The 20957-nt window shown below is 57.8% G+C and carries 20 protein-coding genes and 2 tRNA genes; 21 read left to right on the top strand and 1 reads right to left on the bottom strand.

Going from position 1 to position 20957, the window contains the following annotated elements:
- Positions 1–6: 6 nt before the first annotated feature.
- Genes DWX75_RS07935 through DWX75_RS07920 form a run of 4 tightly spaced genes read left to right on the top strand, consistent with a single transcriptional unit; the run spans position 7 to position 5044 of the window.
- Positions 7–1155 (top strand): 1-deoxy-D-xylulose-5-phosphate reductoisomerase, encoded by a 1149-nt coding sequence (locus DWX75_RS07935; RefSeq protein ID WP_118015799.1) that lies wholly within the window; start codon positions 7–9, stop codon positions 1153–1155.
- Between the two features lie 46 nt (positions 1156–1201).
- Entirely contained in the window at positions 1202–2239 is a 1038-nt protein-coding gene (gene rseP / locus DWX75_RS07930) for an RIP metalloprotease RseP (protein ID WP_118015798.1), read from the top strand.
- A gap of 23 nt (positions 2240–2262) precedes the next feature.
- Positions 2263–3342: a flavodoxin-dependent (E)-4-hydroxy-3-methylbut-2-enyl-diphosphate synthase gene (gene ispG, locus DWX75_RS07925; protein WP_255424266.1), complete on the top strand. Its 1080-nt coding sequence runs from the start codon at positions 2263–2265 to the stop codon at positions 3340–3342.
- A complete protein-coding gene (locus tag DWX75_RS07920; protein WP_118015797.1) occupies positions 3329–5044 on the top strand; it encodes a proline--tRNA ligase in 1716 nt (571 codons plus the stop codon). Before ispG ends, DWX75_RS07920 begins: the two co-directional genes overlap by 14 nt.
- Positions 5045–5109: 65 nt before the next feature.
- Here DWX75_RS07920 and DWX75_RS07915 read toward each other — a convergent pair whose 3' ends face one another.
- The gene (locus tag DWX75_RS07915; protein ID WP_036378940.1) at positions 5110–5307 is read right to left on the bottom strand and encodes a DUF1858 domain-containing protein; all 198 of its coding nucleotides are present in this window, start codon (positions 5305–5307) and stop codon (positions 5110–5112) included.
- Between the two features lie 191 nt (positions 5308–5498).
- Here DWX75_RS07915 and DWX75_RS07910 point away from each other — a divergent pair, with 191 nt between their 5' ends.
- The 17 genes from DWX75_RS07910 (at position 5499) to DWX75_RS07835 (ending at position 20724) form a co-directional block, all read left to right on the top strand.
- Entirely contained in the window at positions 5499–6335 is an 837-nt protein-coding gene (locus DWX75_RS07910) for a polysaccharide deacetylase family protein (RefSeq protein WP_199497554.1), read from the top strand.
- A 180-nt stretch (positions 6336–6515) separates the two neighbouring features.
- Complete coding sequence (gene mraZ, locus DWX75_RS07905) at positions 6516–6953, top strand: division/cell wall cluster transcriptional repressor MraZ (RefSeq protein WP_118015796.1); 438 nt, start codon at positions 6516–6518, stop codon at positions 6951–6953.
- 52 nt (positions 6954–7005) lie between these two features.
- A complete protein-coding gene (rsmH, locus tag DWX75_RS07900; RefSeq protein ID WP_118015795.1) occupies positions 7006–8001 on the top strand; it encodes a 16S rRNA (cytosine(1402)-N(4))-methyltransferase RsmH in 996 nt (331 codons plus the stop codon).
- Positions 7979–8359, top strand: coding sequence for a cell division protein FtsL (locus tag DWX75_RS07895; RefSeq protein WP_118015794.1), 381 nt, complete (start codon positions 7979–7981; stop codon positions 8357–8359). Before rsmH ends, DWX75_RS07895 begins: the two co-directional genes overlap by 23 nt.
- 155 nt (positions 8360–8514) lie before the next feature.
- Positions 8515–10011, top strand: a complete 1497-nt coding sequence (locus DWX75_RS07890) for a UDP-N-acetylmuramoyl-L-alanyl-D-glutamate--2,6-diaminopimelate ligase (protein ID WP_118015793.1) — start codon at positions 8515–8517, stop codon at positions 10009–10011.
- Positions 10011–11384 carry a UDP-N-acetylmuramoyl-tripeptide--D-alanyl-D-alanine ligase gene (murF, locus tag DWX75_RS07885; RefSeq protein ID WP_118015792.1) on the top strand — a complete coding sequence of 458 codons (1374 nt, stop codon included), beginning with the start codon at positions 10011–10013 and terminating at the stop codon, positions 11382–11384. Before DWX75_RS07890 ends, murF begins: the two co-directional genes overlap by 1 nt.
- A gap of 49 nt (positions 11385–11433) precedes the next feature.
- Positions 11434–12387: a phospho-N-acetylmuramoyl-pentapeptide-transferase gene (mraY, locus tag DWX75_RS07880; protein WP_118015791.1), complete on the top strand. Its 954-nt coding sequence runs from the start codon at positions 11434–11436 to the stop codon at positions 12385–12387.
- Between the two features lie 54 nt (positions 12388–12441).
- Positions 12442–13833: a UDP-N-acetylmuramoyl-L-alanine--D-glutamate ligase gene (gene murD / locus DWX75_RS07875; RefSeq protein WP_118015828.1), complete on the top strand. Its 1392-nt coding sequence runs from the start codon at positions 12442–12444 to the stop codon at positions 13831–13833.
- 15 nt (positions 13834–13848) lie between these two features.
- Positions 13849–14967: an undecaprenyldiphospho-muramoylpentapeptide beta-N-acetylglucosaminyltransferase gene (gene murG / locus DWX75_RS07870; RefSeq protein WP_118015790.1), complete on the top strand. Its 1119-nt coding sequence runs from the start codon at positions 13849–13851 to the stop codon at positions 14965–14967.
- The gene (gene murC / locus DWX75_RS12360; protein ID WP_369974343.1) at positions 14964–16367 is read left to right on the top strand and encodes a UDP-N-acetylmuramate--L-alanine ligase; all 1404 of its coding nucleotides are present in this window, start codon (positions 14964–14966) and stop codon (positions 16365–16367) included. Before murG ends, murC begins: the two co-directional genes overlap by 4 nt.
- A gap of 24 nt (positions 16368–16391) precedes the next feature.
- Complete coding sequence (locus tag DWX75_RS12355; RefSeq protein WP_369974342.1) at positions 16392–17330, top strand: D-alanine--D-alanine ligase; 939 nt, start codon at positions 16392–16394, stop codon at positions 17328–17330.
- Between the two features lie 76 nt (positions 17331–17406).
- The gene (locus DWX75_RS07860) at positions 17407–18180 is read left to right on the top strand and encodes a cell division protein FtsQ/DivIB (RefSeq protein ID WP_233519523.1); all 774 of its coding nucleotides are present in this window, start codon (positions 17407–17409) and stop codon (positions 18178–18180) included.
- The gene (locus DWX75_RS07855; RefSeq protein ID WP_118015788.1) at positions 18177–18872 is read left to right on the top strand and encodes a DUF881 domain-containing protein; all 696 of its coding nucleotides are present in this window, start codon (positions 18177–18179) and stop codon (positions 18870–18872) included. Before DWX75_RS07860 ends, DWX75_RS07855 begins: the two co-directional genes overlap by 4 nt.
- Positions 18869–19222 (top strand): small basic family protein, encoded by a 354-nt coding sequence (locus DWX75_RS07850; RefSeq protein WP_118015787.1) that lies wholly within the window; start codon positions 18869–18871, stop codon positions 19220–19222. Before DWX75_RS07855 ends, DWX75_RS07850 begins: the two co-directional genes overlap by 4 nt.
- Positions 19223–19381: 159 nt before the next feature.
- Positions 19382–20482 (top strand): cell division protein FtsZ, encoded by a 1101-nt coding sequence (gene ftsZ, locus DWX75_RS07845; RefSeq protein ID WP_233519522.1) that lies wholly within the window; start codon positions 19382–19384, stop codon positions 20480–20482.
- Between the two features lie 75 nt (positions 20483–20557).
- Positions 20558–20643 (top strand) — tRNA-Tyr (locus tag DWX75_RS07840).
- 4 nt (positions 20644–20647) lie between these two features.
- Positions 20648–20724, top strand: a tRNA-Met gene (locus DWX75_RS07835).
- The last annotated feature ends 233 nt before the right edge of the window (positions 20725–20957 follow it).

Genomic DNA, 20957 nt, shown 5'->3' with positions numbered 1-20957 from the left:
CAGGATATGAAGAATATTGCAGTCTTGGGGGCCACTGGTTCAATCGGCACGCAGACGCTTGAGGTCGTCCGCGGCCATAAGGATATGTTCCATATTTCCGTGCTTGCAGCCAATGCAAGCGATGAGCTCCTGGAAAAGCAGATCCGCGAATTTTCACCGGAACTTGCCGTGTTGTCGGATGAAGCGGCTTACAAGCGGCTCAAGGCCCGCTACAGCGGTCCGACGAAGCTCATGGGCGGCCGTCAGGCCTTTGTGGACGCAGCCGCTTTCCCGGAGGCCGATACGGTCGTCACCTCGATGATGGGCTTTGCCGGACTCGAGCCGACGATGAAAGCGCTTGATGCCAGGAAGGACATTGCACTCGCAAACAAGGAGACACTCGTGGTGGCGGGTGAGATCGTCATGCGCCGTGCGGCTGAGCAGGGTGTTTCCATCCTGCCCGTCGACAGCGAGCATTGTGCCTTCTTCCAGTGCCTGCAGGGCGAGAAGCGGGAGACAATCGAGAAACTCCTGCTGACCTGTTCGGGCGGCCCGTTCCGCGGCAGGAAGCGGGAGGAGCTCATCGGTGCGACGAAGGCGCAGGTTCTCGCTCATCCGACCTGGAACATGGGGCAGAAGATCACCGTCGATTCGGCATCTCTTGTCAACAAGGGGCTTGAGGTCATTGAGGCCAAGTGGCTTTATGGCGTCGATTACGACCAGATCCAGGTGGTCGTCCATCCACAGAGCATCATTCATTCCATGGTCCAGTTCTGCGACGGCTCGGTCATCGCGCAGCTCGGCTGCCCCGACATGAAGCTGCCGATCCAGTACGCGCTGACGTATCCGACGCGCCAGCCTTCGAATTTTGAACGACTGGATTTCTGGAAGCTCAAAGACCTGACATTTGAAGAGCCGGATACGGAGACGTTCAAGGGCCTGCGCTTTGCCTATGAGGCCGGCAGGATGGGCGGCTCGATGCCGTGCGTGTTCAATGCGGCCAATGAAGTGGCTGCCGGTGCCTTCCTCAAGGGGGAGATTCACTTCCTCGACATCTACGATATCATCGAGCAGACGATGCTCAAACGCGAATGCGTGATTGAGCCAACGCTGGAAGAGCTCTTTGAGGAGGATGCGTGGGCCCGCACGTATGCGGCTTCCCTTTTGAAGAAATGAGCGGCGACGCTCGACGAATCTCTTTTTCGAGAAGGATGGTGAATCAATGGTTCTGACAATTGCAGCTGCAATTTTTGTCTTTGGCCTGCTCGTACTCGTGCATGAGCTCGGCCACTTCATCACGGCCAAGATGACGGGGATGCGCGTCGATGAATTTGCCATCGGCTTCGGCCCGAAGCTCGTGAGCGTTCAGCGTGGTGAAACGCGCTATTCCATCCGGGCAATCCCGCTGGGCGGCTTCAATGACATCGCCGGCATGGATCCCGAGCAGAATGATGCGGGCAGCCGAGGCTATTGTGCCAAGCCGGTGGGCTCGCGCATGATCGTGATTCTTGCGGGGTCCTTCATGAATTTCGTCCTGCCGGTCATCTTGTTTTTCGGCATCTTCTTTTTTGCCGGCATCAACACGCCCAGCACGGAGCCGATACTCGGCACGGTGCTGGCGGGCAAGCCGGCTGCGGAGGCCGGTCTTGAAAGCGGCGACCGCGTGCTGACGGTGAATGGCCAGCCGGTTGCGACCTGGTCCGATTTTGTCAATGGCGTCAAGGATGAGGGCGGCGAGCCCGTGGCCCTTACGGTGGAACGTCAGGGCGAGCAGCTTGCCGTCACGGTGACGCCGTCGTACGACAACAGCGCGAAGCGCGCGATGGTTGGCGTCATGGGAACGGTCAATACGCGGTATCCGGGATTCGTGGAATCCGTCTCCCTGGCGTTCCATCAGACCGGTGCCATCATCTATGCAATGATTGCTGCGCTCTGCAAGATCCTGATGGAGCTCTCGGGGGCAGAGCTTGCCGGGCCCATCGGTGTCGCGCAGATGGCCGGTGAGGTCGCACAGATGGGCTTCGTGCCGCTGTTGAATTTTGCGGCATTCTTGAGTCTCAATCTCGGCATCATCAACCTGTTCCCGATCCCGGCCCTTGACGGCGGCCATTTCCTGACGCTCTGCGTCGAGGCGGTGCGCGGCAAGCCGCTTAGTCCGAAGGCCCTGCAGTACACGCAGAGCGTCGGCATCATCCTCTTGATCCTGCTCATGGTGCTGGCGACGAAGAACGATCTCGTGCGCGTCTTTATGGGCGGCTGAGTGTTTAGAAGGAAGTGTATGATTTGTTCAAACGAAAGATGACGAGACAGATCCATATCGGACCCGTGGCCATTGGCGGCGGTGCGCCGATTTCCGTCCAGTCCATGACGAATACGAAGACGACGGATACTGAGGCGACCGTTGCGCAGATCCGCGCACTGCAGGCCGCGGGCTGCGATATCGTGCGGCTGGCCGTGCCCGATAGGGCGGCAGCCGAGAATCTCGGCAACATCATCCGCCAGGTGACGGTGCCGCTCGTAGCCGATATCCATTTTGACTACAAGCTGGCCCTGGAGGCCATCCGGCAGGGCATCCATGCGCTGCGCCTCAACCCCGGAAACATTGGCGGGGAGGAGAAGGTCAAGGCCGTCGTGCGTGCAGCCAAGGAGGCGCATATTCCCATCCGCATCGGCGTCAACGCCGGTTCGCTGGATAAGAAGATCCTCAGGAAATACGGCGGTGTCACGCCGGAGGCTCTGGTCGAGTCCGCCATGGAACATGTGCGCATTCTCGAGGCGCTCGACTTCCATGACATGAAGATTTCCCTCAAGGCGCACGATGTGCCGCTGACGATTGCCGCCTACCGGCTCATGAGCCAGACGGTCGACTATCCGCTGCACCTCGGCATCACCGAGGCCGGCACGGTCAACACGGGTATCATCAAGTCGGCTGTCGGCATCGGCGCGCTGCTCGCTGAGGGCATCGGCGATACCTTCCGCATCTCGCTGACGGGCGATCCCGTCGTCGAGGTCCGCGTCGCCAATGAGATCTTGAAGTCGCTCGGACTCAAGGAGTACGGTCCGACGCTCGTGGCCTGCCCAACCTGCGGCCGCACGAGCATCGATCTGCCGGCCATTGCGGCGCAGGTCGAGGAGAAGCTCAGGGGCATCGAGGAGCCCATCGAGGTAGCCGTCATGGGCTGTGTCGTCAACGGTCCGGGCGAAGCGCGCGGCGCTGATGTCGGCATTGCCGGCGGCAACGGGGAAGGACTCGTCTTCCGCAAGGGCGAGATCATCCGCAAGGTTCCCGAAGCCGACCTCGTCCCAGAATTATTCAAAGAAATCGATGCAATATTGGAGGAACGCAAGCATGCGAGCAAGTAATCTTTACGCACCCACCCTTAGAAATACACCGGCTGAAGCTGAGATAGCCAGCCACCAGCTCATGTACCGTGCCGGTATGATCCGCAAGACAGCCGGCGGCATGTACACTTTCCTGCCGCTCGCCTGGCGCACGATCCGCAAGATTGAGCAGATCATCCGCGAGGAGATGGATGCAGCCGGCGGCCAGGAAATCATGATGCCAATCCTGCAGCCGGCTGAATTCTGGCAGGAGAGCGGCCGCTGGGGCGCTTACGGCGATGAGATGATGCGCATCAAAGACCGCCATGGCCGCGATTTCTGCCTTGGACCGACGCATGAAGAGATGATCACGGCACTCGTGCGCGACGAAGTGCGCTCCTATAAGCAGCTACCGCTGATGCTCTATCAGATCCAGGACAAGTTCCGTGATGAGCGCCGCCCGCGCTTCGGCCTCATGCGCAGCCGCGAATTCATCATGAAGGATCTTTACTCCTTCGACAAGGACGTCGAGGGCATGAACGAGTCCTACAAGAAGATGTACGACGCCTACACGAACATCTTCACGCGCATGGGCCTCGAGTTCCGCCCGGTAGAGGCCGACAACGGCGCAATCGGCGGCGGTCACTCCCACGAGTTCACGGTTCTCGCTGATGCCGGCGAATCGAATATCGCCGTCTGCACGAAATGCGACTACGCCGCGAGTGACGAGAAGGCCGAGCTCAAGCCAATTGGCGCTCCGGCTGAAGAAGAGCTGCCGCTCGAGAAGGTCAGCACGCCGGGCACGAACACGATTGAGGCGCTCTGCGCCTTCCTCAACGTGCCGGCTGACAAGACCATCAAGGCCGTTGCCTACCAGACGGACAAGGATGAGCTCGTGCTCGCCTTTATCCGCGGTGACCACGATGTCAATGAGGTCAAGGTCATCAACCAGATCGAGGGCGCACTCGACCTGCGCATGGCGGATGACGAAGCCATCCGTGCCGCCGGCGGTTGCCCGGGCTTCATGGGGCCAATCGGCATCAAGCAGGGCACGCACGTACTCGTCGATGCGACGGTTATGAATATGCACAACGCCGTCACGGGTGCCAATGAGGCAGACTTCCACCTCAAGAACGTAAACCCGCAGCGCGACTTCGACAAGGAAGCCATTGTCGTCACCGACCTGCGCATGGTCAAGGAAGGCGACCCGTGCCCGCACTGCGGTGCACCGCTCAAGATGACGCGCGGCATTGAGGCCGGCCAGGTTTTCACGCTCGGCACGAAGTACAGCAAGGCCATGGGCGCGACGTTCCTCGACGAGAACGGCAAGGAGCAGCCGCTCGTCATGGGCTGCTACGGCATCGGTGTCGGCCGCACGATGGCCGCCGCCATCGAGCAGAACAACGACGACCAGGGTATCGTCTGGCCGCGCGCCATTGCGCCGTTTGAAGTCGTCGTCGTCGCCGTCAATGCCAAGAAGGAAGAGCAGCTGGCGTACGCAGAGGGCATCTATGAGGAGTGCCGCAAGGCCGGCCTCGATGTCCTGCTCGACGACCGCAAGGAGCGCGCCGGCGTCAAGTTCAAGGACTGCGATCTCATCGGTTATCCGGTCCGCGTGACCATCGGCCCGAAAGCTGTCGATGAGGGCATCATCGAGGTCAAGGTCCGCAAGACCGGCGAAGTCTACAACTTCAGTCGTGCTGACTACCTCGAGAAAGTTCAGGAGCTTCTCAAGGACCTCTGATCAGGAAACGGCAAATAAAAAAGCTGCACCAGCTGGTGCAGCCTTTTTATTTGCCGTTGTGAATCTCAGGCGCCAACGACCGTGTTGAGATCCTTGACGAGCTGATCGACATCGATGCCGTGAGCCATAGCGCCCTGCTCGATGTTCTCGAAGTGTGCGGCAGCGCAGCCGAGGCAGCCCATGCCGGCGTTGACGAATACGTCAACCGTATCCGGATACTTCTGGACGACTTCGAGAATGCTCATATCTTTCGTGATTGCCATAATAAGAAAACCTCCTGTGAGTAATGAAATCACAATATACGTAGATGGGGTATATCCATCACAGGAATTATAACACATTTTGTGCGCTTGCACTAGAGGAGGGTGGCTTTTTCCAGGAAATCGCGCTAAAATAAGGAGCATATGCAGCCGAAGCGCAGGCTTTGGCAGTTGCAAGGCAAGGAGTGTGCAGGATGAACGGGAAGCATAAACAGCTGGGCCAGTGCCTGGCAGCGGTTTTGACCATGATGAGCCTCGTTTTGGCGGTGTTTTTGTGGCCGTCGGGGAATCATCGGGCAGAAATGGCAGAGACAGAAACGCAGGCGGCGGAGAACGGGCCCCATGTCATGGTGCTCAACTATCATAAGGTCAGTGACGAATTCCTTTCACTGGCCATTGCCCCGGCTGATTTTGACTACCAGATGCGCTATTTGCGCGACCACGGCTATCATACGATCACGCCGGATGAGCTTTATGCCGCGTTCGAGGGCAATGGGAAATTGCCGGAGAATCCCGTGTTGATCACCTTTGATGACGGCTATCAGGACAACTACGACAATGCGTATCCCATCCTCAAGAAATACGGCTTCAAGGGCACGATTTTCGTGGTTACGAGCTTCGTGGGCACGCGCAAGGGATATCTGACCTGGGATGAATGCCGGGAAATGGAACAGAATGGCATGACCATCGAGTCTCACACCGTCGACCACAGGTCCATGACGGATCTCACCGATGACCAGCTGCGGGCAGAGCTCGTCGAATCGAAGAAGAAAGCGGAGGCCGAGCTCGGCCATGCGGTCGATTACATGGCGTATCCGACCGGTGCGTACAACCTGCACATTGCCCAGCTCGTGCGTGAGGCCGGCTACAAGGCGGCCTTCACGATCAAGTACGGCAGTGTGAACAAGGGCAGCAATATCTACGCACTCGAACGCGTGCCCATTTTCCATACGGAGAATACGAACCGTTCCTTCCTCGAGCGCATCCGCTATACACCGCTTTTCGCAAATTTCGGCTGGACCAAGCATTGAGGAAAGCAGAGAGCAGTCACCTCAGATCAGGTGGCTGTTTTTTGCGTTTCAGGGGAATTTTGCTGATCAGGAGGATTTTTCGCTTGCCAAAGCAGGAATTATCTGTTATAAAAAAGAATAGATAAAGTGGTGAATTGTGGGGAAACGTGTCACAGATGGACAGAAAGGTGGAAGCGCAGGATGTTTTTGGGAGAATATGCCCATACGATTGACGCCAAAGGGCGCGTCATCCTGCCGGCTGATTTCCGCCAGGAACTCGGCGTTTCCTTCATTATCACGAAGGGGCTGGACTGCTGCCTGTTCCTCTACGGCCAGCAGGCATGGGAGGAGCTGGCGGCCAAGCTGCGAGCACTGCCGCTGGCGAAACCCGAGGCGAGAGCCATTGTGCGATTCTTCTTTTCCGGCGCGAGGACGCTGGAATGTGACAAGCAGGGACGTTTCCTCGTGCCGGCGAATCTGCGGACGTATGCCGGCATTGCCCTGCGCCAGAATGTGGTGCTGACAGGTGCCGATAACCGCATTGAAGTCTGGAGCAAGGAACAGTGGACCCGTTACAATGCTGAAGTGGAGCCCGATGTGACGGCGATTGCAGCCTCGCTGTCGGGACTGGGCATATAAGCCGTTTGAGCTTTTCTGATTAGGATTCGTAGTAGCAGATGGAGGCAGGAGCGTGGAGTTTCATCATATCAGCGTCATGCTGGAAGAGACGGTCAGAGGACTGGTGACAAATCCAGAGGGAATCTATGTGGATTGTACCCTGGGAGGGGCCGGTCACTCGCACCGTATCGCAGAGCTCCTGTCGCCGGCGGGGCGCATCATCGGCATCGATCAGGATGAGGAGGCCATTGCGGCCGCGCGCGAGCGCTTGCAGGATGTCGCGTGTCATGTGGACATCGTGCACAGCAATTTCTCGCATCTCGAAGAGATCCTGCAGCAGGAAGATGCACCATTGGTCGATGGCGTCGTCTTTGATCTCGGCGTTTCATCGCATCAGATTGATACCGCGGAGCGCGGCTTTTCCTACATGCACGATGCGCCGCTTGACATGCGCATGGACCCCGAGGCATCATTCTCGGCCTACGATGTCGTCAACACGTACAGCGAGCAGGAACTTGACCGCATCTTCCACGATTACGGTGAGGAACGATGGGGCCGCCGCATCGCGCAGTTCATCGTCAAGGCACGCATGGAAAAGCCCGTGGAGACGACCGGTGAGCTCGTCGACATCATCTGCAAGGCTGTGCCGAAGGCCGTGCGCCAGTCGGCAGGCGGCCACCCGGCCAAGCGCATCTTCCAGGCCATCCGCATCGAGGTCAACGATGAGCTCGGCATCCTGGAGCAGGCGTTTCGCGCGGCCGTCCGCCATCTGAAACCGGGCGGACGGCTGGCCATCATCACGTTCCATTCTCTCGAGGACCGCATTGCGAAGCGGACATTGAAGGAGATGGCACGGGGCTGCATCTGTCCGCCGGAACTGCCGGTCTGCGTTTGCCATCACAAGCCGGAGATCCGGCTGCTCGGCAAGCCCATCAAGGCCACGAGTGAGGAACTGGTGCACAATTCACGCGCGAAGAGCGCCAAGCTGCGGCTGGCTGAAAAGCTGCCTGTGGCAGAGGCTGACGAAGAGAAGGAGGCGAAGGACCATGCTGGCAAGACAGGAAGATGAGTATGACCGTCAGGAACACAGCCTGTATGCAGGCGCTCCTTCGCCGGCGCCGCGCGCGCCCAAGGCTCCTGTGATCCGCAAGGTCCTCAATACGTCGCTGCGCTCGCACTGCCAGGTCCTCTTCCTGGTCATTGCCGTGCTGGCCATGCTCGTCACCATCGGCAGCGGCGTCGCCGCGAGCCGCGGCTACAAGCTCGTGGAAACACAGCAGAAAGCCGAGCAGCTGGAGCAGGAGAATGAGCGGCTGAACGTGGACATCGCCAAGCTCAAGAACCCGCAGCGCATCAAGTCGATTGCGGAGAGCCAGCTCAACATGCAGGTCCCGAAAAAGACGTATTTTGCACATGAAAGTGAATAAGAGAGGTACGATATGTTCCGCTCCATCCCATAGAGAGGCTGCCTGGCAAGCAGCTTCTTTTCGTTCCGCAAAAAAAGCCTATAAAATTTTTAAGATACGGTTTATAATAGTGTACGGCCCGCACTGCTTAGAAGGGGCTTTGAGGAGGAAATCAGATGAAAACAATCGGTCAGCTGGCAGAACTCGTGACGGGCTCTGTCGTAACGGGAAATCCAGATACGGAAATCACAGGCATCGAGCATGATTCGCGCAAGGTCGGGAAGGGAACGCTCTTTGTCTGCATTCCCGGCGTGCATGTCGATGGACATAAATTCATTCCGCAGGCTGTGGCGGCGGGCGCACAGGCAATCCTGACGACGCGCAGCGATATCGAGGTGCCGGAGAGCATCGCCGTCCTGCAGGTACCGGAGCTCCAGCCGGCACTCGATACGATCGTGCCGTTCTTCCATGATTATCCGGCCCGCACGATGCGCGTTATCGGCATCACGGGCACGAACGGCAAAACGACGACGAGCTATATCACGCGCGCCATCCTGCGCGAGGCCGGTTACAAGGTCGGCCTCATCGGCACCATCCAGATCATGATCGAGGATGAGGTGCTGCTCATCCACAATACGACGCCGGATGTCGTGGAGCTTCAGCACACGCTGGCCATGATGCGGGACAAGGGCATGGATTACGTCGTCATGGAGGTTTCCTCCCATGCACTCGATCAGAACCGCGTGGCCGGCATTGAATTCGATACGGCCGTCTTCACGAATCTGACGCAGGACCATCTCGATTATCACAAGACGCTGGAGAATTACAAACTGGCCAAGGCAAAGCTCTTTGACCACGTATCGGAGCCTGGCACGAAGCAGGGCAAAACGGCTGTCGTCAATATCGACGATGCTGCCAGCGAAACGATGCTCGCGCATGCGAAGTGCGCACATTTGACTTATGCCATTGAGAAGGAAGCGGATCTGCGCGCAACGGACATCCTCGTCCATGCGAACGGTGCCGAATTCACGCTGAACCATGCAAGCTTTGGCAAGATGCCCCTGAAGCTTCATATCACGGGCATCTTCAATGTCTACAATGTCATGTCGGCCGTTGGAGCCGCGCTGGCCGAGCACATCGAGCCGCAGCATATCAAAACGGCGCTCACGGCCTTCACGAGCGTGCCGGGCCGCTTTGAACTCGTCAAGGCCGGACAGGATTTCTCCATCATCGTCGATTACGCACATACGCCGGACGGCGTGGAGAATGTACTCAAGACGGCGCGCAAGATCGCCAAGAAACGCATCATCGCCGTCTTCGGCTGCGGCGGCGACCGCGACCGCACGAAACGCCCCATCATGGGCCGTCTGGCCGCAGAACTTGCCGATGTCGTCATTGCGACTTCGGACAACCCGCGCACCGAGGACCCGGACTTCATCCTGAGCCAGGTCGAAGAGGGCGTGAAGGAAGCCATCGGCACGAAGCACCATGAGAAGATCACGGACCGCCGCCAGGCCATCTTCCGCGCGGTTGAACTGGCCGAGAAGGATGATATCGTCGTCATCCTCGGCAAGGGCCATGAGAATTATCAGATCCTCAAGGACAAGACCATCCATTTCGATGATAAGGAAGTGGCCCGCGACGCGGTGGCCGCCAAGAAGGGAGAACACTGATGCCAGCATTTACGCTTGATGAAGTGCGCGAGGCCACGGGTGCCAGCGTCTATCGGGAAGAAGCCGAGTCGTTTACGGATATCGTGACGGATACGCGCAAGATCACGCCGGGAGTCCTGTTCCTGGCCTTCAAGGGCGAACGCTTCAACGGAGAAGATTTTGTACGCGATGCCATCGAGAAGGGTGCCAACGGCGTCATGGTCAGCGCGGCCTGCCCACGCGAGATCCTGGCCGGCCTCAAGGCCACGGTGCTCGTCGTAGAGGATACGCTCAAGGCTTATCAGGAGCTTGCGCATGCTTGGCGCATGGAATTCACGCTTCCCGTCCTGGCCATTACGGGTTCCAATGGCAAGACGACGACGAAGGACCTCACGGCAGCCGTCCTCTCTGCCCGCGGCCCGGTCCTCAAGACACAGGCCAATTTCAACAATGAGATCGGCCTGCCGCTGACGCTTCTGGGCCTGCGCAAGGAGCATACGGCCGCCGTCGTCGAGATCGGCATGCGCGGCCTGCATCAGATTGAGGCCATGGCACCGATTGCTGCGCCTTCAGTCGGCATTGTGACGAATGTCGGTGAGACGCATATGGAGCTCCTGGGCTCCATCGAGAATATCGCCAGGGCCAAGGCGGAACTCGTCGAGGCCATCCCAGAGGGCGGATCGGTCGTTCTCAACGCCGATAATCCCTATGTGGCCGCCATGCGGGAAAAGGCTGCGCCCGGTGTGCGCGTGCTGACGTTCGGCATCGAGCAGCCGGCCGATGTCCGCGGTGCGGATATCAAGACGGTCGATGGCCATACGACATCCTTCCATGTCATCTGGAAGGACCGCACGTACGATTACACGATTGCCATGGTGGGGCGTCATAACGTTTACAATGCCCTGGCCGCCATTGCCGCAGGCTTTGCACTCGGCTTGTCACCGGAGGAAACGGCGGCAGGCCTCAAGAACCTCGAGGCGACGAAGATGCGCTTTGAGGTGGAGGAGATCAAGGGCTACCATGTCGTCAACGACGCTTACAATGCGAGCCCGATGTCGATGACGGCCGCCATCAGCACGCTTTCCGAACTCGCTCCGGGGCGCAAGATCGCCGTCATGGGCGATATGCTGGAACTCGGACGCGTTTCGGAAGAAGCGCACAAGAAAGTCGGCCATGAACTTGCCGAACACGGCTTTGCCGCTGTCGTGACGCGCGGAGAGATGGGGAAATTCATCGCCGAGGGAGCCAGGGAGGGCGGCATCGAAGCCGTGTTCCCCTGTGATTCGCATGAGGAAGCGGGCAAGTGCCTGCACGAGATCCTGCAGCCCGGGGATACCCTGCTCTTCAAGGGCTCCCGCGGCATGCAGATGGAAAAGATCATCGACCTGCTTTGAGTCTTGCCGTCGATGAGAATGCAAAATAAGAGAGTGGAGACGTTATAAGTTGGAAAGCATCATCATTGCGGCTGCCATTGCCGCCGGGTTCGTCCTGCTGACGGGGCCGTTTTTTATACCGGAACTGCATAAACTGAAATTTGGCCAGAGTATCCGCGAGGAAGGACCAAAGAGTCATCAGGCCAAGAGCGGTACGCCGACGATGGGCGGCATCATGATCATCCTGGGCCTCACGCTCGGGACGCTCGTGGCTGCGCCGCTTTCGCCTGCCGTGCTGCTGGCACTCTTCATCACGCTCGGTCATTTCCTGCTGGGCTTCCTCGACGATTACATCAAGGTCGTCAAGAAGCGCAACCTGGGTCTCAAAGCCAAACAGAAGCTCCTCGGCCAGATCATCATCGCCATCGTGACGATGGTGGTCGGCACGAGGGTCCTCGGCATTGATACGAGCATCTGGATTCCTGTGGCGGATGTCAATCTGGATATCGGCATCGGCTACTACTTCCTCGTCCTTTTCGTGCTGGTCGGCACGAGCAATGCCGTCAATCTGACGGATGGCCTCGACGGCCTGGCCTCCGGCACGGTGGCCATTGCGGCCGGCGCGTATGCCATCGTCTGCTATCTGACGGGCCATCCGGATCTCTCCCTCTTCTGTGTCGCCATGGCAGCGGCTTGCTTGGCATTCCTGCGCTTCAATGCCAATCCGGCCAAAGTCTTCATGGGCGATACGGGCTCTCTGGCACTGGGCGGTGCCATCGCGGCAGCTGGCATCCTCACGCATACGGAGGTGCTGCTGGCTGTTATCGGCTTCGTCTTTGTCTGTGAAGCTCTGTCTGTCATCATCCAGGTCATTTCGTTCAAGACGACGGGCAAGCGCGTGTTCCGCATGAGCCCAATCCACCATCACTTTGAGCTCGGCGGCTGGAAGGAGACGAAGGTCGTCTTTGTTTTCTGGATGGTGGGCTTCGCCGCGAGCGTCGTCGGTCTCTTGATGATGCCGTAAGCAGTCCGGCAGTCAAATCGCATCTTGTAATATCCGGGGGGATTCGTCATGGAATTGGATTGGAAGCAGAAGCATGTATTGGTCATTGGTGCGGGCATCAGCGGGTTTGCCGCTGCCCGCCTCGCGCGCCGCTTTGGTGCAGAGGTCACGCTGAGCGATGCGAAATCAGAAGCGGAGCTCGAGAAACTCGGAGATGATTTTTCCAAGCTTCGTGAACTTGGCGTAACGCTTGTTTTCGGGCCACAGCAGGAATCGATGCTGGAAGGCGTTGATCTCGTCATTGTTTCGCCTGCCGTACCCGTCCGCATTCCGCTGCTTCAGGCCGCCTATGCACGGCACATCAAGGTCATGAGCGAAGTTGAGCTCGCTTATGATATCGCGGAGTCGCCGATTTGTGCCGTAACGGGCACGAACGGCAAGACGACGACGACAACGCTTCTCGGCCTGCTGCTCAAGACGCATTATGAGAAGGTCGGCGTCGGCGGCAATATCGGCGTACCGCTTTCTGAGGTGGCGCTTGAGACGGGCAGGGGCGGCTGCCTGGCTGCTGAGATCTCCAGCTACCAGATGGAAGCCACGGAGCATTTTCACCCGCATGTCGCGGCTGTTCTCAATGTGACGCCGGATCATATCGTGCGTCATGGTTCCATGGAAGTCTATCAGGCTATGAAGGAGCGCATGTTTGCGGAGCAGACACCGGAAGATTACCTTGTGCTCAATTACGACGATGAACGCACTTGCGGCATGAAGGACCGCGCAAAGGGCCGGGTCTGCTATTTCAGCCGCCATCAGGAGCTGCCGGAAGGCGTCTTTGTACGCGGTGATGTGCGTGACGGCCTGATCGTCATCCGCTGGAATGACGGGGAATACGAGCTCTGCCATACGAATGAGCTCGGCATCAAGGGCGCGCATAATGTCGAGAATGCCCTGGCAGCCGTCGCTTCGGCGTTCTTTGCCGGCTGTGAGCCTGCGGCGATGGTGCCGGTGCTCAAGTCGTTCAGGGGCGTCGAGCATCGCATCGAGTATGTGACGACGATCGACGGCGTACCGTATTACAATGATTCAAAGGCGACGAATACGGACTCTGCCATCAAGGCGCTCGAGACATTTGATGGTCACATCATCCTGCTCGCAGGCGGCGACGACAAGATGACGGACCTCACGGATTTCATGAAGCTCGTCTGCGAGCGCGTCGATGAGCTCATTCTCATTGGCAGGGCCGCAGCAAGGTTCTATGATGCGGCCGTTGCAAACGGTTTTCCGGAGGCCCACATCTATGCGGCGGGTTATTCGATGGAAAAGGCCGTGGAGCTCGCACATGCACTGGCGAAGGAGCCGGATGTCGTGCTGCTTTCCCCGGCCTGTGCAAGCTTCGACATGTACCATGGCATGGCGGAACGCGGCCGCGATTTCAAACGCCTCGTTCATCTTTACGAACAGAATTGACCGGAGGGGATCATCTTGAACATCATCGTTTCCGGCGGTGGCACGGGCGGACATATCTACCCGGCCATCACCATCATACGCACGATACAGCAGCGCGTGCCGGATGCCAGATTCCTTTACGTCGGCACGAAACGCGGCCTCGAAGCGGATATCATCCCCAAGGAAGGGCTGCCGTTCACGACGGTGGATATCCAGGGCTTTGAGCGCCATCTGACGCCGGAAAACCTGCTGCGTGCCGGCCGTGCCATGGTCGGTGTCGCCAGGGCTGCGCGCATCGTGCGTCGCTTTCATCCCGATGTCGTCATCGGTACCGGCGGCTACGTCTGCGGGCCAATCCTGCTGGCTGCGAGCCTCATGCACATCCCGACGCTCATCCAGGAACAGAATGTCGTGCCGGGCATCACGAACAAGATCCTGGCCAAATTCGTGACGAAGATTGCGGCTGGCACGAAAGAGGCCATGCGTCATTTCCCGCAGGAAAAGGTCGTCTTCACGGGCAACCCTATCCGCAGCGAGGTACTCTCAGCTCAGCGCGAGGAGGGCGCGTCTGCTTTTGGCCTGGACCCTGCCAAGCTGACGGTGCTCGTTTCGGGCGGCAGCCGCGGTGCCCGCGCCATCAACCGGGCCATGATCGGCGTGCTCTCCCACGCTGCCCCGCATCCTGAGGTGCAGTTCCTCCATGTGACGGGCAAGAACGAGTACGAGGATGTATGTTCCCGTCTGCAGAAAGCCGGTGTGGATCTCGCAAAATACCCGCACATCCTGGTCAAGCCGTATCTTTACAACATGCCGCAGGCCATGGCGGCAGCGGATCTCGCCGTATTCCGTGCCGGAGCCACCGGCCTTGCGGAACTCACGGCCCGCGGCATTCCGTCCATACTGATTCCCTATCCGTATGCAGCGGAGAATCATCAGGAGCACAATGCCCGGGCTCTGGAGGAAGCAGGTGCTGCGAGGATGATCCTCAACAAGGACCTGACTTCTGAAACGCTCAGTGCCGTCCTGACGGAACTCTTGAGCGAGCCGCAGAAACTCCGCGACATGGCTCTGGCCAGCAAGAAAATGGGAAGACCGCAGGCTGCGGCTGACATTGCAAATCTCGTACTCGAAATAGCTAGAAAAGGACAAAGGTGATTGGCGTGCATAAAGAGCTGAAAGAGCTTAAAGGCATCAAGAAGATTCATTTCGTAGGAATTGGCGGCGCAGGCATGAGCCCGCTGGCCAAGATGATGATTGAACTTGGCTACGAGGTATCCGGTTCCGACCGCGAGGATTCGGGCATCATTGAGAAGCTGCGCGAGATGGGCGCGAAGATTTTCCTCGGCGGCCAGAAGGCGGAAAACGTGCGCGGCGCCGATGCCATCGTCGTCTCGACGGCCATCCCGTTTGACAACCCGGAGGTCCTGGCAGCCAAAGACCTCGGCATCACGAAGCTTCATCGTTCCGACATCAACGCGGCACTCGTCAATGAGTACAAGGGCATTGCCGTGGCCGGTGCGCACGGCAAGACGACGACGACCTCGATGCTCGGCGTCGCGCTGACACATGCCGGGGTCTCTCCCTCGGTCGTCGTGGGCGGCGAGGTGCCGGATCTTGGCACGAATGCAGAGCTCGGTGAAAGCGAATATCTCGTTTCAGAAGCCGATGAAAGCGACGGTTCGTTCCTCAAGCTCCATCCTCATATCGCAGTGGTCACGAATGTCGAAGATGACCATATGGACCATTACGGCACGATGGAGAACATCATCAAAGCCTTCACGCAGTTCATCCGGAATGTCGACAAGGAAAACGGTTATGCCGTCATCTGCTTCGACAATGAGAACCTCCGCCGCATGTCAAAGACGCTCGAGCACAGATACATCTCGTATGCAATCGACCATGAGGCTGATTATCGGGCAAAGAACATCACGCACAGCGGTACCGGCATTTCCTTCGACGTCTTCCATGGGGCGGAAGAGCTCGGCCATGTCGATCTCAACATCCCCGGCCGCCACAATGTCCTCGATGCCATGGCCTGCATTGTCACGGGCCTTTCCATCGGCGTGAGCTTCGAGAAGATGGCGGCTGGCCTGGCTGTCTTCCATGGCGCCAAGCGCCGTTTCCAGACGAAGGGCCGCGTGAACGGGGTATGGGTGGTCGACGATTATGCCCATCATCCGACGGAGATCGCAGCCACGCTCAAGGCCGCAAAAGAGACGGCTCCGAAGCGCCTGATTTGTGTCTTTCAGCCGCACCGTTATTCCCGCACGCAGCTGCTGCATGAGGAGTTCGGCAAGGCGTTCGTTTCGGCCGACGAACTTTTCGTGACGGATGTCTATGCGGCCGGCGAAGCGCCGATCCCGGGCATCAGCGGCAAGACCATCGTCGATGAAGTCTGCCGTCAGTCCGGCCAGTCCGTCCGCTACATCGAGGATCGCACGGCCATCGCGGCCCAGCTGAAGGATTTTGTACAGCCGGGCGATCTCGTCATCACCATGGGCGCCGGCAACATCTATCAGACGGGTGAAGAACTTGTCGCACTGCTGCAGAAATAAGAATCGAAAAGGAGTTTATACGAGATGAATCAGAAAAAAATCGTCGTCGTCATGGGCGGCCCTTCCACGGAAGCAGAGATTTCCCGCCAGACCGGTACGGCCATTCTCAAGGCCCTGCAGTCCAAAGGCTACAATGCTGAGGGCATGGAGCTCAATCCGCCGACGTTTGCTGAAGACATCAAGAAGAGCGGCTGTGCCATCGTGTTCAATGCACTGCATGGCAAATTCGGCGAAGACGGCGTCCTGCAGGGAACGCTTGATATGCTCGGCATCCCTTATACGGGCTCGGGCGTGCTCGCCGCAGCCGTCACGATGGACAAGGCTGCTTCCAAACGCGTCTTTGTGGCCGAGGGCATCTCGACGCCGCGTTCGCATACATATCACCGCTATGAGATGAAGCGCGATCTCGCCGGTGAGATTGAGCGTGACTTCTCTCTGCCGGTCGTGGTCAAGGCTGCTTCGCAGGGCTCGAGCATCGGCGTCTACATCGTTGAAACGAAGGACAAGCTGCAGGAGGCGCTGCAGGAGGCATTCACGTACAACGATGAAGTGCTCGTCGAAGAATTCATCCGCGGCCGGGAGCTGACGGTTGCCGTCTGGGGCAATGAGGAACAGAAAGAAGCATTCCCCATCATCGAGATCACGACGACGTCGGGCCGTTACGATTACGAGAGCAAGTACACGAAGGGCGCTTCGACGCACATCATTCCGGCACGCGTATCGCCGGAAAAGACGAAGGAGATACAGGATCTGGCTGTCAAGACCTTTACGGCCTGCGGCTGCAAGGGCGTGGCACGCGTTGACATGATGCTCAGTGAAGAGGAAAAGCCGTACGTCATCGAAGTCAATTCGGTACCGGGCATGACGGAGCTCTCCCTCGTTCCCGATGCAGGCCGGGCGATGGGCATCGAGTTCCCGGAGCTTTGCGAACGCATCCTGGAAATGGCAGGGTTCAAGAACTGATTGCCTGACGGCAATCAACGGACGCCGGACGTTTTGCTTTGTCCGGCGTTTTTTTGGATAAAGGGGGGAACAGAAGTTGGTGGAACAAGAACACAAGAAACATCGGAGCTTCAGACGGCTTCTGAGGGGGCTTCTGTTCCTGGCTGTCTGCGGCGGTATCATGGCAATCGTCATCTACACGCCGCTTTTCACCTTGAAGCATGTGGAGCTCCACGGCAATACATACCTGACGGAAGAACAGATTACGGACATCGGCCGCATCCACAAAGGGGAGCCTCTTTTTCAACTGCAGACGGACGTCGTGACGCAGAATCTCCTGCATGATCTGCGCGTGGAATCCGCTGTTGTACGCCGCCGCCTGCCGGATACCGTGGAAATCGAGGTGACGGAACGCAAGCCTGTGGCAACCATGGCCTGCGATTACGGATATCTCGATATCGACCGCAACGGCAAGGTACTGTCGGTCTACAAGAATCTGCACAATGTCCCGATTCCTCTGATCACGGGTATGGAGCTCACGAATCTCTACATCGGGGATGATGTGACGGATGAATATGTCAGGAAGGTTCTGTACTTCCTCAATCATCTCAATGCGGATACGCTGAACCAGATCTCAGAAGTCAATATTGCGCGGCCTGATGCTGTCGTGGCTTATACGAACGGTTCTGTGGAAATCCGCCTGGGACAGCTGGACCGTCTCGATGAGAAAGCCAGCCTGACCGATGATTTTGTCAGCGATCTCAAGACGAGCCGTCACATCATCGAGTACGTTGACTTCAGTTATGAAGCCCCCTTTATCCGCATGAAGGATATGCCTGCTGATACTGACAACGAAGGAGACAAACCATGATCAAGATCCGCAAGGGCAGCTGGTCCATCGCCTGCGTCTGTATGGTGCTCGGCTTCATGCTGGCCGTACAGTTCCGCACGACCCAGGATATGAAGGCTTCCGTGCCCTACCAGCGCGTCGAAGACGTTTCAGAACGCCTGCTGGCGACTGAGAAGGAACGGGATGCACTCAAGGAAGAAGTGCAGCGGCTGCAGTCCGGGCAGGGGAATCCTGCCGATGCGCAGCAGGAAGAACTGCGCGTCCTCTCGGGCACGACTGCGATGGAAGGAGAAGGCGTCATCGTGCGCCTTGACGACAGCACGGCTGCTTCAAAGGCGGGGGACAATCCCAACCTGTATCTCATCCATGACGATGATCTGCTGCGCGTCATCAACGAACTGCGGGCGGCAGGGGCAGAAGCCATATCCGTCAATGGACAGCGCCTGATCGGTACCTCTGAGATCCGCTGTGCCGGTCCGACACTCTCCGTCAACAATGTGCGTTCAGCACCGCCATTTGAGATCCGGGCCATCGGTGACAAGGGGACGCTTGAGAATTCGCTTAAGATGCGCGGCGGCGTAGCAGAAACACTGAAGGTATGGGGCATCAAACTCGAAGTGGAGACGAGTGATGCGGTCTACGTGCCGCCATACAAGGGTTCCTTTAAGCACACCTATGCACACGAGACTGCTGAGAGGGAGGGAGAAAAATGATCCTGCCAATCCTGGGCTTGCTCGCAGGCCTGATTCTGGGCTATCTCTGCCCCGTGCTGATTCCCTTTGCTTATGCAAAGCTTTTCTCGGTGGCCCTGCTGGCTGCGCTTGATGCCGTCTTTGGCGGCCTGCGCGCCGTGGCGGCCGATACATTCGATCAGGCGGTGTTCATCAGCGGTTTCTTCACGAATGCCCTGATGGCGGCCTTCCTGGTCTACATTGGCGACCGCCTGGGAATCGACCTCTATTACGTAGCGCTCCTGGCATTCGGCTTTCGGATCTTCAAGAATATGGCGGTCCTGCGTCGTCATATCCTCAAGAAAAAAGAGAAGAATAGTACCCCGCAATAAAAAATTTGTTTTGTCAGGGAATTAAAATTGTTGTTCGCTATGGCATTCGGGATAAAATGATGGTAAACTGGTAGAGGTATAGTATTTTTGCAAAAAAAGGACGATTGCCTGAGGAGTTTTGCAGGCATTACCAGATATTTCGTGATGGGGGTTAACGCTGTGTTTGAATTGGATGACAATGGGTTAGATCAACTGGCCAAAATCAAAGTAATCGGTGTGGGCGGCGGCGGCAGCAACGCTGTAAACCGCATGATCAATCTCGGCCTGCAGGGTGTGGAGTTCATTGCTGTCAATACGGATGCACAGGCATTGCTGAAGTCGCTGGCACCGAAGCGCATGCAGATCGGTGAGAAACTGACGCGCGGACTGGGCGCCGGTGCACAGCCGGAAATCGGTCAGAAAGCGGCAGAGGAAAGCCGTGACGATATCCTCGATACGCTGCGTGGTGCCGATATGGTCTTTGTCACGGCCGGCATGGGCGGTGGCACGGGTACAGGCGCAGCGCCCGTCGTGGCGGAATGTGCCCGTGAGATTGGTGCACTGACAGTTGGCGTTGTGACGCGCCCCTTTTCCTTTGAGGGCATGAAGCGCCGCCGCAATGCGGAATCCGGTATCGAGAACCTCAAGAAGCATGTCGATACCATCATTACGATTCCGAATGACCGTCTCATGCAGGTGGTTGACAAGAAAACGCCAATTACGCAGGCCTTCAGCATCGCTGATGATGTCCTGCGTCAGGGTGTCAAAGGTATTTCGGATCTCATCGCCCTGCCGGGCCTCATCAACCTCGACTTTGCGGATGTCAAGAGCATCATGAGCAATGCGGGGTCTGCTCTCATGGGCATTGGCGAGGCTTCAGGCGAGAATGCCGCCGTCGAGGCGGCCAAGGCGGCCATCGCATCGCCGCTGCTCGAGACGAGCATCGATGGTGCCCGTGGTGTCCTGCTCAATGTCACAGGTGCAGAGGAGAACCTCAGCATGTTTGAGGTCACGGAAGCTTCTGAAGCCATCGAGAAGGCTGCGGATTCGCAGGCGAACATCATCTGGGGCGCATCCATTGACAATTCCATGGGGGACACGGTGCGCGTCACGGTTATCGCGACGGGCTTTGATGCCCCGGAAGAACCAGTCGGTGTCCAGGATCAGCAGGCAGCACAGGACCAGCAGCCATCTGCGCAGCAGTCCGCCGACAAACCTGTCGGCAGCACGGTCGGTTCGGACAGCTTTATTGACATCCCTGTCTGGATGCGCCGCAAATAATTTTTAAAAAGTAGTTGACAAGTGCGTGAAGTACAGCTATAATAAATACTGTTCTTAACGCGCTTGTTAAGAAATGGGTAGGTGCCCGAGTGGTTAAAGGGAACAGACTGTAAATCTGTCATCTTCGGATTACGATGGTTCGAATCCATCCCTGCCCACCATTTTGGCGGCATAGCTCAGTTGGCTAGAGCATGCGGTTCATACCCGCAGTGTCCGGAGTTCAAATCTCTGTGCCGCCACCATATGACATCGTAAAGCCATCAACTTGGATTTTTTATTCCGGTTGATGGCTTTTTGCTTATTCCGACTTGCTGTTCGATCCGCAAAGACGCATGAGAACTTGTTGACTGGGAATCGAGTTTTTTACAAAAAGGTGTTGACAAACGCAGCACTATCCTGTATTATAATACAAGTCGCTGAGAGATACGGCCACTACGAACGAGCGCCTGGAAGGGCAGCCGGGTGAGTGGAAATC

Origin of the sequence: Mitsuokella sp. AF21-1AC (genome assembly GCF_003458855.1) — a bacterium.
In the GTDB taxonomy this organism is placed as follows: Bacteria; Bacillota; Negativicutes; order Selenomonadales; family Selenomonadaceae; genus Mitsuokella.
This window is presented reverse-complemented; position numbering and strand designations above follow the sequence as displayed.